Genomic DNA, 13,611 nt, shown 5'->3' with positions numbered 1-13,611 from the left:
GCAGAAGGGCCAGGTATATGAAGGTCATCATTTGCGGGGCCGGTCAGGTTGGCTGGCAGATTGCGCGGCATCTGTCGGGCGAACTGAATGACGTTACAGTGGTTGACAACAACCCGGACCTGGTGCGTCGCGCCACGGAAACACTGGACGTTCAGGGTATTGCCGGCTTTGCCAGCTATCCTGATGTACTTCAGCGCGCGGGCGCCCGTGATGCGGATATGATCATCGCCGCCACCCATTCCGATGAGGTGAACATGGTCACCTGTCAGATGGCGCATTCTGTCTTTTCGATCCAGCGCAAGATTGCCCGATTGCGGTCTAAATCCTATTTACAGGCCATCCATTCCGACCTGTATCGCCGCGATCACTTGCCCATCGACGTGGTCATCAGCCCTGAACGCGAGGTGGCCGCCGCCGCCATGCGCCGCCTTTCGGCCCCCTCGGCCTTTGATACCGAGATGTTCATGGACGGGCAGGCGCAGCTTTTGGGCATCCGCATTGACGAGGATTGTCCGATCGTAAACACACCCCTACGTCAGTTGACCGATCTGTTCTCGACCCTCAGCTCGATCGTGGTTGGGGTGCGGCGCGAGGGGACTCTGTTTGCCCCGGAGTCCGAGGACCAGCTGTTCGTTGGTGACGAATGCTATGTCTTTGCCAACGTAAAAGACGTCGACCGCACGATGGAGGTTTTCGGCAAGGCGCAAAAGAAACAGGACCGCGTGGTCATCGTGGGCGGCGGTAATGTCGGGCTCGAGGTTGCGAGGACGCTTGAGGAACGCGAAAGCCGGGTGCGCGCCAAGATCATCGAACGTGACCGCAGCTGTGCCGAACTGGCCGCTGAAGCGTTGGAGCGCACGATTGTTCTGAACGGCGATGGCTTGGACTCCGCGCTGTTGCGCGAGGCCGGGATCGAGCGTGCCGACGCTATGCTGGCCGTCACTGACGACGACCGCGCCAACTTGCTGGCCGCCGTGCGGGCCAAGGCCGAGGGCTGTGCGCTGGCGATTGCACTGATCAATGATCCCAGCATGGTGGCCTTGATGGGACCTTTGGGCATTGACGCCTATATCAACCCGCGCGCCACCACTGTCAGCTCGATCCTGCGCCATATCCGCCATGGGCGCGTGCGGCAGGTTTATTCCATCGGCGATGCCGAGGCCGAGGTGATTGAGGCCGAGGTTCTGTCGACCTCTCCCATGGCGGGGCAAAGGCTGCGTGACATCGACTTTCCCGAGGGCGTTCTGGTCGGGGCTGTTCGCAAAGGGGATGAGTTGCTGCGCCCCACGGGCAGCCTGCGGATCGAAGAGAAAGACGTGCTGGCGATCTTTGCCATGGCCAAGGACGTGCCCGAGGTCGAGCGCTTGATGCAGGTTTCGATTGATTTCTTCTGATGGAGCGCGCGCGGACACAGCGGATCGGATTGGTGCGGCGCTTGCCGCTGTTTCTGCTGATCTGGGCTATTGCCGCGCTGTCCATGTGGATACCCGCGATTTATGCGCTGGTTCTGGATGATCACGACACCTCGCGCTCGTTCTTCTATTCCGGGTTTCTTGGGCTATTTATTGTGGCCATCATTGCTTTGGCCTCATCGAACCGTGTGCCGCGCAGGGGGACCTTGGGGCAGTTGGCGGTGCTTTTGGCCTGTTTCACCGTTTTGCCCCTCTATTTGGCAATCCCGCTGCATGACGCTTTGGGGAATACCACTTTTCTGAACGCCTATTTCGATATGGTCAGCGCGCTGACCACGACCGGCGCCGACCTGTTTCCCGACCCCGATCGTCTGAACGCGCCTCTGCATTTCTGGCGCGCGCAAGTGGGGTGGATGGGCGGCCTGCTGATGTGGATTTCAGCTGCCGCGATCCTGGCCCCTCTGTCGCTAGGCGGGTTCGAGGTTACGGCGCGCGGGCAGCCCGGTCGCCCGGTCTCGGGCGTGGCGCAAAGCGAAAAGGTCGATCCGCGTGGCCGTCTGATCCGGGTCGCGCGGACGCTGACACCGATCTATGCCGGTCTGACGCTTGTGATCTGCCTGCTGCTGTTGATTGCGGGCGAGCAGGGTCTGACGGCGATCTGCCACGCCATGTCTACGATGGCGACCTCGGGGATTTCTCCGGTCGGCGGAATGGAGGGTGCACAGGCCGGGTTCACGGGTGAGGCGATCCTGTTCTTGTTTCTTTTCTTCGCCTTGTCGCGCCTAACCTTTTCGACCGACACCGCAACAACCGGCTATTCGCGCCTGGACAAAGACCCAGAATTTCGCATCGGACTGATGATCGTTGGCGCCGTCGCTGCGCTTTTGTTCGTCCGGGTTTGGCTGGGGGTCAATGAGATCGGCAACCGGTTAGAACCGATGCAGGCGGTCAATGTGATTTGGGGTATGCTCTTTACAGGCTTGTCCTTTTTGACCACGGCAGGGTTTGAAAGCGCGAACTGGAACGATGCGCAGCAACTGTCTGGCCTTGGCACGCCGGGTCTGATCCTGATGGGCATTGCTCTGATCGGCGGCGGGGTCGCGACAACCGCCGGTGGGGTCAAACTGCTGCGCGTGTTTGCGCTCTATCTGAACGGCGCGCGCGAGATTGACCGGCTGATCTATCCATCCTCGGTCAGTGGGGTGGGCGGCGGTAACCGACGTATTCAAAGCGATGGTGCATTCATTGCGTGGATCTTCTTGATGATGTTCGCGTTGACCGCCGCGCTGTTCAATATGTTGCTGGCCGCGATGGGGGCGGGGTTCGAACAGGCGATGGTGCTGACGGTCGCGGCGCTCAGCACCACGGGTCCGCTGATCGAACTGGCAACCGATGTACCTCTGCGCCTGATTGACCTTTCGTCAAACGCGAAGCTGACCATGTGCGCGGCGATGGTGATTGGCAGATTGGAGACTCTGGCCATTATTGCCTTGATTACGCCCACGCTCTGGCGGGACTGAGAATCAACACTCGTGTTAATGATTGATTTTTCATCTGGAAACTCGGTTAACGACACTCCATACTCCGCCAGAGGGAGCGCGTTGGTCCGCAGCGCGTAGCAAGAACAATGGCGAGTTTATAAAAATATGGCTTCGGACAGACAGAATCTGCAGGACGCGTTCCTGAACAATGTACGTAAGGCAAAGGTCCCGGTCACAATTTTCCTGATCAACGGTGTGAAATTGCAAGGTGTGATCACGTGGTTTGATAACTTTTGCGTGTTGTTGCGCCGCGACGGACAGTCGCAGCTGGTTTATAAGCACGCGATCTCGACCATCATGCCATCACAGCCGATCAACCTGTATGAGGGCGAAGACGCCTCTTGATGGAACATGACAGGACGCGCACCCGTGCCTGGGTGCTGCATCCGGAAATCAAGTCAGATGAACAGCGTCGTGTCCCCGAACCGGCGCTGGCAGAGGCGGTTGCACTGGCCGCTGCGTTGCCCGACCTAGACGTGGTCGGCTCTGAAATCGTGCGCCTGCCGCGGGCGCAGGCCGGGTTGTTGTTCGGCAGTGGTAAGATCGAAGAACTGGCCGAGCGGCTACATGACAATGAAATTGAGTTGGTGCTGATCGACGGCCCGGTGACACCCGTTCAGCAACGAAACCTCGAAAAAGCGTGGAAGGTCAAAATCCTCGACCGGACCGGGCTGATCCTTGAGATTTTCAGCGACCGCGCCCGAACACGTGAAGGTGTTCTACAGGTCGAGATGGCCGCGCTCAGCTATCAACGGACACGATTGGTACGCGCCTGGACCCACCTGGAACGCCAGCGCGGCGGATTGGGTTTTGTGGGCGGCCCCGGCGAGACGCAGATCGAAGCCGACCGGCGCGCCATTGACGAACAACTTGTTCGCTTGCGGCGGCAGTTGCAGAAGGTGGTCAAGACCCGCACCCTGCACCGTGCGGCCCGTGCCAAGGTGCCGTATCCGATTGTGGCGTTGGTGGGTTATACCAACGCGGGCAAGTCCACTCTGTTCAACCGTCTGACCGGGGCCGAGGTGATGGCCAAGGACATGCTGTTCGCCACGCTTGACCCGACCATGCGCCGGGTAGAGCTGCCCGATGGCCCCGAGGTGATCCTGTCAGACACGGTGGGCTTTATCTCGAACCTGCCGACCGAGCTGGTGGCGGCTTTCCGCGCCACGCTCGAGGAAGTGTTGGGCGCGGATATCGTCGTGCATGTGCGCGACATCAGCCATGAAGAGACCGACGAACAGGCTCGCGATGTCGAAACGATCCTGACCTCGCTGGGTGTGGATGACGCGCGCCCTCGGCTTGAGGTCTGGAACAAGATCGACCTGTTGACCGACGACAATCGCGAAGCCGCCATAGCCCGCGCCGAGCGTGATCCTGCGGTTTTTGCCATCTCGGCGGTGACGGGCGACGGGGTTGATGTGCTGCTGACCGAGATCGCCACCAAGCTGCAAGGCGTCCGTCACGAGATCACCCTGACGCTCAGCTTTGCCGAAGGCGACAAACGCGCGTGGCTGTTCCGTCAGGATGTCGTGCGGACCGAGGAGCAGACTGAGGATGGCTTTAAGATCACCGTTTTGTGGACGGATAAACAGGCGGCGCAGTTCGCCGCCTTGTAGGCACTATGCCCCGTCGATCTGCCGCTGGTAATCGTCAGCATCGAACCAGCCTAGCGAGGATTTGACCTTGTTATCCGCGGTCAGTTCCCATTCTTCCCAGCCTCGGGCGACGACGTGGTTGCCGGTCTGTGCATGGTGCCCCTCAAGGGTCCAAACAAAGATGGCGTGGCTCCCCGCCCAACGCAGCATGTCGCAGCGCACTTCAAGATCCGGGAAGTCGGCATAGAACCCGCGTGCCATCTCGGCCACCGCAGCGCGACCGACAATGGGCTCGCCCCGATTGATGATGATTTGCCCGTCGGGTGCATAGAAACTTGCAACGGCGTCCGGGTCGCCTGAACTCCACGCGATTGCATAGTCGCGCGCAAGATTGTTCATCGTATCTCTAATACTGGCCATCAATTTCCCCCGGTCTCAAATCGTTTCACCTTGAGATCGTAAGCCAGAACAAGGGTCTGCGTCCACGAAACCTTGGTTTCAGGGCAATGTCTTGCCTAAAACCCGGTGTCAGCGCGGGGTCAGGTGGGTCACGCCGACCGCCGCCGCACGCGCCAGATCAAGGTCCAGCGACATCGGGATGTATTCCCCGCGCCGCCAGAGTTGCGCCTGATCGTCATAGTAGCGCGACAGGAAATGGCCCGACTGACCGGTGGCCGTGATGAAGACCGAGCTGTCAGGGTCGGCGAAATCATAGACACCCCGATATCCCGCGCCATGTACGTTCTGGAATGGGTCCGGCCCTTCGCCCGAGGTGCGCCCCCGCAGCAAAGTATTGTCGCCGCCGCTGGTGGATTGACGGATATTGACGAAGAACCGCAGAACCGGAACCGAGCCCAGAACCGGGTGATCATGGGTGGCCTGATGTGCATCGCCCCAACGCAAGGATTCCAGCGCGCCACCGTATTTCTCGGAAATCCAGATCAGCGCATCGTCCAGCGCAAGCCGCGCCATGTCGGTGCAGGTCTCGACCGGTGCGCTTTGACGGACATCACACCAAACCGCCGCGCCGTCGATATCGCGGTAGACGCGCTCGATGAACAGCGGCTCGACATGTTTGTATTCCGCGGCCAGCGGGCCCAACTCGTCCGAGATCAGGCGGATTTGTAGCGCCCGCAGCCAGGCGGCATAGATCAGTGGCTCCGGCAGGTGCTCGTTCATCTCGCCGTTCCATTCGGCCAGCAGACCAAGCGCGATCTGGCGCTGGCGTTCGGGCGTGCCTTCGGGGGCAGAGGCGCCGGTGAACCACAGGTCGGCACCGATCAGCGGCAGAAGCGAGCGGGCTGTGAAACTGACCGTGTCTAGCTGCGCCTCGATAAAGCTGTCGCGGGTGTGCACTTCGCGTGATTGCATCAAACGTTGCCAGCGGTGAATGCGCTGTGTGTCGCCCCATTCGTATGAGACATGTTCAGGAAAGGGACGGTCGATGATCTTGTTGTTGGTATTGCCCAAAATACCGCCCGCCGGGGCCACAAATTCGGGGTTATCGGCATAGGGCAGGCGACCTTGCCAGCGGTTCTCGTTCAGCCAGCCGGGCGTCGGGATACGGCCCCGGCTTTGGTTGCGCAGGGCGCGGCGTGGCATGGCCCCAATCAGTTTCATCCCGATAGTGGTCCGATCGACCAGCGACAGGTTCTGTGACGGAGCGACATAGCCCTCGGATGCTTCGATCCCTTGACGCACGCTGTCGGCATTCATCAGGGCCAATGCGGCGGACATGGAGGTGTCCTGCGCACTCAGCGCGGTCCACGACAATGAAGTCACGTGACCGGGTGGAGTGATCGTTTCCAGATCATAGTGGCTGCCGGGCAGCACAGGCCCGTTCTCGGTCCAGCGCAGGGTCAGGGTGATCGGGGCTTCGTCCTTGATCTCGATGATCGAGGGGCGCGCGCGGAAGGCTTTGAACCCGTCCGGTGTTTCGTATTCCTCGGGGTTGTCTGGGTTGAGCCGTTCGATATGCACATCCTGATCGTCCAGATAGGACGAGGTCAGTCCCCATCCCAGCCGATCACTGCGCCCGGCCATGACCGCAGGCACACCAGGGATTGTCGCGCCGATCACGCCGCCCTTGGCCAGCTCCAACCGCGCTAGATACCAGACGCCAGGTGCGGTGAAGCCCAGATGCGGGTCATTGGCCAACAGTGTGCCGCCGATGGCCGAGCGTGAGGGGGCAGCGGTCCACGCGTTGGACGCGCCTGCAAGGCCGTGCTTGGGGAAGGGCGACAGCGGACTATCGGACATCGGCGTGCCATGGGCATAGCGCGGAAGTCCGGGAAAGAGCGTGGCATATTCCGGTAGAGCCGCGATCCCGGCACCGGGTACATCGGGCAGGATATCGGCCAACCGAGCCGAGTCGTTCAGCATAAGCGAAGTGCGCGCGCGCAGCACCTCATCCTCAAGGTGGCCGGACAGTTGCAGCGCCATCAGCTTGATGACGGCAAGGCTGTCTCCGGGCTGCCAGGGCGAGACGGGGGCGTTGAACAGAAACATCTCGGGCGCGCCGCGGCCAAGGGCCATTTCGTTGATCTCGTCCAAACGCGCATTCACGCCCGCCGCATAGGCCCGCAGGGCGGCTTTGGTATAGTCGTCCTGTACCTGAAACGAGCGATGCGCCAGACCGTAGAGGTCCAACCGGCGCAGCAGCTTGTCGATATTGACCGTGCGTGCGCCGAAGACCTCGGACAGGCGACCCTGGGCGGTGCGGCGCATGACGGTCATCTGCCACAAACGATCCTGCGCGTGGGCGTAGCCCAGCCCAAAGAACACATCCGGGTCGGATTGACCCAGAACATGGGGTACATTTGCGGTGTCTCGTACGATTTCGACAGGGTCGGTCACGCCCCGCACGGCGACGGTCTGATTATACTCGGGCAGGGATTGGCTGGCCAAGAAATAAACCAGAAGCACAGCCCCCAGCGTTAACATGACAAGGGCCGAGGTGATACGCACCAACCAGCGAAAAACTATACCCATCTGCGGTCCATGATCCGTTCCGTCAAACCTTGCTCGCAGAGTAAAGGAAGGCTGTACCAACCGAAAGAGGAACGCCACGAAATATGCAGGGTTAACTCTGCTTTAGAAACGCGAAACCCCGCCACAACCGTTGGGCCATGACGGGCACTTAGCGAGGGGGTGGTATTTCAGCTTTACGGAATGATCCGCGTATATTTTGTGCCCTCGACGGTCGCCCCGATTTGCAGACCCGCTTGACCAAACACAGCCGCCAGAACAGGCGAGCGCAGTGTCGTCGTGTCGGTCGAAAGGCTGTCACCCTGATCGCTGACCACGTAGCCGATGTCGGCTCCGGCGGTCCAACCGCTGGCGCGGCGGAAGTCGTTCAGCGCATCTTGTGTCATGAAGAACAGAACATGCGCATACTGCTGGGCGCCGATCTGTAAGCCGGCGGTGCCTTTGACGGCTGAGTAGTAGTCTACTGTTGCCCCGTTGATGCGCAGCGCGCCACGCCCAAAACCGCCGCCGAAGACAAAACCTGCTTCGGTGATCAGTGGCATGACTAGCATACCATTAGCCTTGTTGGCGATCTCAACAGTGTTGGGATAGCTCGCATACATTTCGGTCAACGTCGCATCGACGCGAGCGTCGATCGTTGCCGCATTGGAATTGCCGACGCCATTACCACAGGCGGCGGTCACGGTCAGACCGGCCATGCCAAGCGCAAAGCCACGACGGTTCAGTCGGGGAAGGTTGGAACTGCTCATATGTTTTCTCTGTATAACTGCCTGATTTGCCGGGTGATCCCGATCTTATGTGGAAGACTACGCCGATTGCGGCGTCCTGTCACGGGAAAGCTGCCGCCGCACTCATCACAATCGGCGAAAAACCGCGTCACACTGGAATTTTATCCTTGCAAGAGGCGTGCGACCGTGGGCGCGAAATAGGTCAGGATGCCGTCACAGCCCGCGCGCTTGAAGGCCAGCAGGCTTTCCAGCATCACCTTTTCTCCATCGATCCAACCGTTTTGCGCCGCCGCTTGAACCATCGCGAATTCGCCTGACACCTGATAGGCATAAGTGGGCGCGCCAAAGGCGTCCTTCACACGGCGACAGATATCCAGATAGGGCATCCCGGGTTTGATCATCACCATGTCTGCGCCCTCGGTCAGATCGCGCTCGATCAATCGCAAAGCCTCGTTCGAGTTGGCGGGATCCATTTGATAAGTTTTTTTGTCTCCGGTCAGCGCACCCGATGCGCCCACGGCATCGCGGAACGGCCCGTAAAAAGCGCTGGCATATTTCGCGGCATAACTGAGGATCATCACGTTGTGATGCCCGGCGTTTTCCAAAGCACGGCGCATTTCCCCGATGCGTCCGTCCATCATGTCCGATGGTCCGATGATATCAGCCCCGGCCTCGGCCTGCGCCAGCGTCATTTTGACCAGTGCCTCGACGGTCTGATCGTTCACAATCTCGCCATCCACGACGTATCCGTCGTGACCGTTGATGTTGTAAGGGTCCAGCGCGACGTCCGTCATAACCGCGATATCAGGGGCGGCGGACTTGATGGCACGGATCGCCCGGTTCGACAGATTGTCGGGGTTCCACGCCTCGGCGCAATCTTCGGTTTTCAAGCTTGGGTCGGTATAGGGAAAGATGCAAATCGCCGGAATCCCCAATGCTTGAGCCTCAACAGCGGCTTGTGCGATCATATCGACCGAGCGGCGGACGACACCGGGCATCGAAGGCACGGGTTCTTCCACGCCTTCCCCATCGCGCACAAACACCGGCCAGATCAGATCATCGGTCAACAGGCTGTTCTCGCGCACCAGTCCGCGGATGGCTTCGGACTGGCGGGCCCGGCGAAAGCGCGTCAGGGGATAAGGGGCGATGGTCGGTTTCATGTCGCGCTCTCCTTGAATATTCGTGCATTGGGTGGCATGAATTCGGCGTAGTCTCAAGGGTAACGATCGACGCGGGTCCCTCAGGACAGTGAATTAAAGGGCTGACGCGTGGACTTATTTTCTTCGATTTTCGAAATCATCGATATGCGCAGCTTTTCGAACCTGTGGTATTGGATCGGGCTGGCCGTTTTGTGGTCGACCGCCAGCCATTGGTCGATGGGTGTGCCGTTTGATCTGGTTCAGCGCGCCCGCCGGATCGGGGGGCAGAGCGAGCAGGATCTGCTGGACATCGTCCGGATCAACCGCAATCGGCTGCTTTATATTGTCGAGGTGTCGGGACTTGCGCTGCTGGGGCTAAGTTGTTTTTTCTTCACCGGGCTGGCCATGCTGGGCTTTGTCTATGGCGTGGAATTTGCGCAGGCGGTGTTTTTACTGATATTTCCACTGGTGTTGGTAACGCTCATCAATATCTCGGCCGCGCGCAAGTTGAGCCGGGTTGAACCTGAATTGGCCTTTGTGGCGAAAACCCTCATGCGGTGCAGGATCTATACGCAGATCGTGGGGATGATTTCGATCTTGATTACCTCGCTTTGGGGTATGTATCAGAACTTTTCCATCGGCGTTCTGGGATAGAGAATTCGGAAAGGTTAGGCGATGAAGGCTCCGAACCATGTCACGGTTGGCGGCGCCCCCGAAGGGTTTGACGCACAGCTTGTCCTGAACGAGATCGCCCGGTCCGGCGGGCCGGTGTGTCATGTGGCGCGCGACGACAAACGGCTAGAGGCGATGCGCGCAGCCCTTGCCTTTTTTGCGCCGGATATGCCGGTCTTTGTGTTTCCCGGCTGGGATTGTCTGCCCTATGACCGGGTCTCGCCCAACGCAGATATCGCAGCCGCGCGCGTGGCGACGTTGGCGGCGTTGGTGCATCAGATGCCCGATCGGTTTGTGCTGCTGACCTCGTTGAACGCGGCCACCCAACGGGTGCCCGCGCGCGAGGTTCTGCGCGAGGCGGCCTTTACCGCACGTGTGGACCACCGCGTGGATGAGGCCGCGCTGCGCAACTTCCTTGTCCGCATGGGTTTCACCCAAAGCCCCACGGTAATGGAACCCGGCGACTATGCCATTCGCGGCGGCATCATCGACATCTTCCCTCCGGGCGAAACCGGCCCCGTGCGGCTGGACCTGTTCGGAGACGTTCTGGACGGCGCACGCCGGTTTGATCCCGTCTCGCAGCGCACTACCGAAAAGCTGGACGTAGTAGAATTGGCCCCGGTGTCCGAGGTCATTCTGGACGATGCTGCCATCACGCGCTTCCGCCAGAACTATCGTATCGAGTTCGGCGCGGCGGGCACCGACGACCCTCTGTACGAGGCGGTCAGCGCAGGGCGCAAACATCAGGGCATCGAACACTGGCTGCCTTTCTTTCACGAAAAGCTGGAAACGCTGTTCGACTATCTTCCCGACGCAACGATCACCGTAGATGATCAGGTCACACCCGCACGTCTGGCGCGGTGGGATACGATTGCTGATCAGTATGAGACCCGGCGTTTGGCGCTGGAAAACCGGTCCCGAATGGATACGGTTTATAAGCCGACCCCGCCCGGATTGCTCTACCTGGATGATGCCGCATGGGAGCAAGCGATTGGTGATCGTCGGGTGCTGCAATTCAGCCCGCTACCACAGGCTAGCGGGCCGGGTGTAATCGACGCGGGCGGGCGGATCGGGCGTAACTTTGCGCCTGAGCGGCAGCAGGAAAGCATCAGCCTGTTTGGCGCTCTGGCCGCGCACATCACCGACAAGATGGCCCAAGGCCCGGTGCTGATCGCCTCCTATTCCGAAGGCGCACGCGAACGCCTGACCGGGTTGATCGAAGACGAAGGTTTGGCCGAGGCGATCCCCGTTACCGACGGCACCCGCGTCGGCAAACGGGGCCTGCATCTGGCCGTCTGGGCGCTGGAGCATGGGTTTGAAACCCCCGACTTGACCGTTATCGCTGAACAGGACGTGCTGGGCGACCGCCTGATCCGCCAGCCAAAGAAGCGCCGCAAGGCCGAAAATTTCCTGACTGAGACTCAATCCCTGACCCCCGGTGATCTCGTGGTGCATGTGGATCACGGCATCGGCCGCTATCAGGGGATGGAGGTCGTCACCGCCGCTGGTGCTGCCCATGAGTGCTTGCTGCTGGAATACGCCGAACAGTCCAAGCTGTACCTGCCGGTCGAAAACATCGAGCTGCTGTCGAAATACGGCCATGACGAAGGTCTGCTGGATCGTTTGGGCGGCGGCGCATGGCAGGCCAAGAAAGCCAAGCTGAAAGAGCGCATCCGCGAGATGGCGGACAAGCTGATCCGCATCGCCGCCGAACGCGCGCTGCGAAAGGCTCCTGTGATGGATCCGCCGCCTCACGCATGGGAAGAGTTCAGCGCTCGTTTTCCCTATCAAGAGACGGACGACCAATTGCGCGCGATTTCCGAGGTGATGGAAGACATGCATTCCGGCGCGCCGATGGATCGCCTGATCTGTGGCGATGTGGGTTTCGGCAAGACCGAGGTCGCAATGCGCGCCGCCTTTGTCGCCGCCATGTCAGGCGTTCAGGTCGCGGTGATCGCGCCGACAACGCTGCTGGCCCGTCAGCACGCCGCCTCGTTCAAGGAGCGCTTTCGGGGTTTCCCGCTTGAAGTGCGGCAACTCTCTCGTTTCGTTTCAGCGAAAGAAGCGCAGCAAACCCGCGACGGGCTGGCACGCGGCACCATGGATATCGTGATCGGTACTCACGCATTGCTGGCCAAAGGTATTCGGTTCAACAATCTGGGCCTGCTGATCATTGACGAAGAGCAACATTTCGGCGTCGGCCACAAAGAGCGCTTGAAACAGCTGCGCAGCGACATCCACGTCCTGACCCTGACCGCCACGCCGATCCCGCGGACATTGCAACTTTCCCTCACAGGCGTGCGCGACCTGTCGATCATTGGCACGCCGCCCATCGACCGCCTGGCCATCCGCACCTATGTCAGTGAGTTCGACGCGGTCACAATCCGCGAGGCCTTGCTGAGAGAACACTATCGCGGTGGGCAGAGTTTCTACGTGGTCCCGCGTATCTCGGACTTGCCTGAGATCGAAGAGTTCCTAAAGGAACAACTGCCGGAACTGACCTATGTGGTCGCCCACGGTCAGATGGCGGCAGGTGAGCTTGATGATCGGATGAACGCCTTTTACGATGGCAAATACGATGTTTTGCTGGCTACGACGATTGTGGAAAGCGGGCTTGATATTCCTACCGCGAACACGATGGTCGTACACCGCGCCGATATGTTCGGCCTGGCGCAGCTCTACCAAATCCGAGGCCGGGTGGGACGCTCAAAAACCCGCGCTTACGCCTACCTGACCACCAAGCCTCGTGCCCGCCTGACAGCGACGGCCGAGAAACGCCTGCGGGTTCTGGGCTCGCTGGACACGCTGGGCGCCGGGTTCACGCTGGCCTCACAGGATCTGGACATTCGTGGCGCTGGCAACCTGCTGGGCGAGGAACAGTCCGGCCAGATGCGCGATGTGGGCTACGAACTGTATCAGTCGATGCTGGAAGAGTCGATTGGCAAAATCAAATCCGGTGAGATGGAGGGGCTGTCAGACAGCGATGACCAATGGGCGCCGCAGATCAATCTGGGCGTTCCCGTCCTGATCCCCGAAGACTACGTACCCGATCTGGACGTACGACTTGGCCTCTATCGCCGTTTGTCCTCGTTGTCGACCAAGGTTGAACTGGAGGGGTTTGCAGCCGAACTGATCGACAGGTTCGGCAAATTGCCAAAAGAGGTAAACACCCTGATGCTGGTCGTCCGCATCAAAGCTATGTGCAAACGCGCGGGTATCGCCAAGCTGGACGGGGGGCCAAAGGGCGCGACCATTCAGTTCCACAACGACAAGTTTGCGTCTCCGCAGGGGCTGGTCGAGTTCATCCAAAGCCAACGTGGCATGGCTAAGGTCAAAGACAACAAGATTGTGGTGCGGCGGGACTGGAAGAATGACGGTGACAAGATCAAGGGGGCGTTTGCGATTGCCCGTGATCTGGCCGAGAAAGTCATCGCCCAGAAAAAGAAGTCCAAAACCAGTTGAAACCGGTGGAAGGGAGCGCTGCCCCCGCTGCGCGTGTTGCGCGTCCCCCCGGATATTTAAGGCCAGATGAACAG

The 13,611-nt window shown here is 60.1% G+C and carries 10 protein-coding genes; 6 read left to right on the top strand and 4 right to left on the bottom strand.

All coding sequences use genetic code 11. From position 1 onward, the window contains the following. The first annotated feature begins 17 nt into the window (after positions 1-17). From trkA to hflX, 4 genes are all read left to right on the top strand, one after another. Positions 18-1,394, top strand: coding sequence for a Trk system potassium transporter TrkA (gene trkA / locus AC2FJ6_RS01780; RefSeq protein WP_170774316.1), 1,377 nt, complete (start codon positions 18-20; stop codon positions 1,392-1,394). Continuing rightward, positions 1,394-2,932 carry a TrkH family potassium uptake protein gene (locus AC2FJ6_RS01775; RefSeq protein ID WP_170774314.1) on the top strand — a complete coding sequence of 513 codons (1,539 nt, stop codon included), beginning with the start codon at positions 1,394-1,396 and terminating at the stop codon, positions 2,930-2,932. The genes trkA and AC2FJ6_RS01775 overlap by 1 nt, the downstream gene beginning before the upstream one ends. 126 nt (positions 2,933-3,058) lie before the next feature. Further along, positions 3,059-3,298 carry an RNA chaperone Hfq gene (gene hfq / locus AC2FJ6_RS01770; protein WP_005982826.1) on the top strand — a complete coding sequence of 80 codons (240 nt, stop codon included), beginning with the start codon at positions 3,059-3,061 and terminating at the stop codon, positions 3,296-3,298. Next, positions 3,298-4,569 carry a GTPase HflX gene (hflX, locus tag AC2FJ6_RS01765; RefSeq protein WP_170774312.1) on the top strand — a complete coding sequence of 424 codons (1,272 nt, stop codon included), beginning with the start codon at positions 3,298-3,300 and terminating at the stop codon, positions 4,567-4,569. Before hfq ends, hflX begins: the two co-directional genes overlap by 1 nt. A gap of 3 nt (positions 4,570-4,572) precedes the next feature. On the opposite strand, the gene AC2FJ6_RS01760 is transcribed toward hflX, so the two are convergent. From AC2FJ6_RS01760 to hemB, 4 genes are all read right to left on the bottom strand, one after another. Then, entirely contained in the window at positions 4,573-4,968 is a 396-nt protein-coding gene (locus AC2FJ6_RS01760) for a nuclear transport factor 2 family protein (protein ID WP_170774310.1), read from the bottom strand. A gap of 108 nt (positions 4,969-5,076) precedes the next feature. Next, a complete protein-coding gene (locus AC2FJ6_RS01755; RefSeq protein ID WP_496668285.1) occupies positions 5,077-7,539 on the bottom strand; it encodes a penicillin acylase family protein in 2,463 nt (820 codons plus the stop codon). Positions 7,540-7,712: 173 nt separating this feature from the next. After that, complete coding sequence (locus AC2FJ6_RS01750) at positions 7,713-8,285, bottom strand: lipid-binding SYLF domain-containing protein (RefSeq protein ID WP_170774306.1); 573 nt, start codon at positions 8,283-8,285, stop codon at positions 7,713-7,715. 140 nt (positions 8,286-8,425) lie between these two features. Then, positions 8,426-9,424 (bottom strand): porphobilinogen synthase, encoded by a 999-nt coding sequence (gene hemB / locus AC2FJ6_RS01745; protein WP_496668283.1) that lies wholly within the window; start codon positions 9,422-9,424, stop codon positions 8,426-8,428. 108 nt (positions 9,425-9,532) lie between these two features. On the opposite strand from hemB, the gene AC2FJ6_RS01740 reads away from it, so the two are divergent. Both AC2FJ6_RS01740 and mfd read left to right on the top strand, forming a co-directional pair. Further along, positions 9,533-10,057, top strand: a complete 525-nt coding sequence (locus tag AC2FJ6_RS01740; RefSeq protein ID WP_480874064.1) for a component of SufBCD complex — start codon at positions 9,533-9,535, stop codon at positions 10,055-10,057. A gap of 21 nt (positions 10,058-10,078) precedes the next feature. Further along, positions 10,079-13,537 (top strand): transcription-repair coupling factor, encoded by a 3,459-nt coding sequence (gene mfd / locus AC2FJ6_RS01735; RefSeq protein ID WP_496668281.1) that lies wholly within the window; start codon positions 10,079-10,081, stop codon positions 13,535-13,537. Positions 13,538-13,611: the final 74 nt, after the last annotated feature.

It is taken from the genome of Ruegeria sp. CDSA089 (assembly GCF_059612205.1).
The sequence above is the reverse complement of the archived record's forward strand: the minus strand, read 5'-3'. Positions and strand labels throughout refer to the sequence as shown.

Coding starts and splice junctions, on each gene's coding strand:
- hfq (WP_005982826.1), top strand. CDS start 3,059: ATGGCTTCGGACAGACAGAATCTGCAGGACGCGTTCCTGAACAATGTA.
- mfd (WP_496668281.1), top strand. CDS start 10,079: ATGAAGGCTCCGAACCATGTCACGGTTGGCGGCGCCCCCGAAGGGTTT.
- hflX (WP_170774312.1), top strand. CDS start 3,298: ATGGAACATGACAGGACGCGCACCCGTGCCTGGGTGCTGCATCCGGAA.
- AC2FJ6_RS01775 (WP_170774314.1), top strand. CDS start 1,394: ATGGAGCGCGCGCGGACACAGCGGATCGGATTGGTGCGGCGCTTGCCG.
- AC2FJ6_RS01755 (WP_496668285.1), bottom strand. CDS start 7,539: ATGGGTATAGTTTTTCGCTGGTTGGTGCGTATCACCTCGGCCCTTGTC.
- AC2FJ6_RS01750 (WP_170774306.1), bottom strand. CDS start 8,285: ATGAGCAGTTCCAACCTTCCCCGACTGAACCGTCGTGGCTTTGCGCTT.
- trkA (WP_170774316.1), top strand. CDS start 18: ATGAAGGTCATCATTTGCGGGGCCGGTCAGGTTGGCTGGCAGATTGCG.
- AC2FJ6_RS01760 (WP_170774310.1), bottom strand. CDS start 4,968: ATGGCCAGTATTAGAGATACGATGAACAATCTTGCGCGCGACTATGCA.
- hemB (WP_496668283.1), bottom strand. CDS start 9,424: ATGAAACCGACCATCGCCCCTTATCCCCTGACGCGCTTTCGCCGGGCC.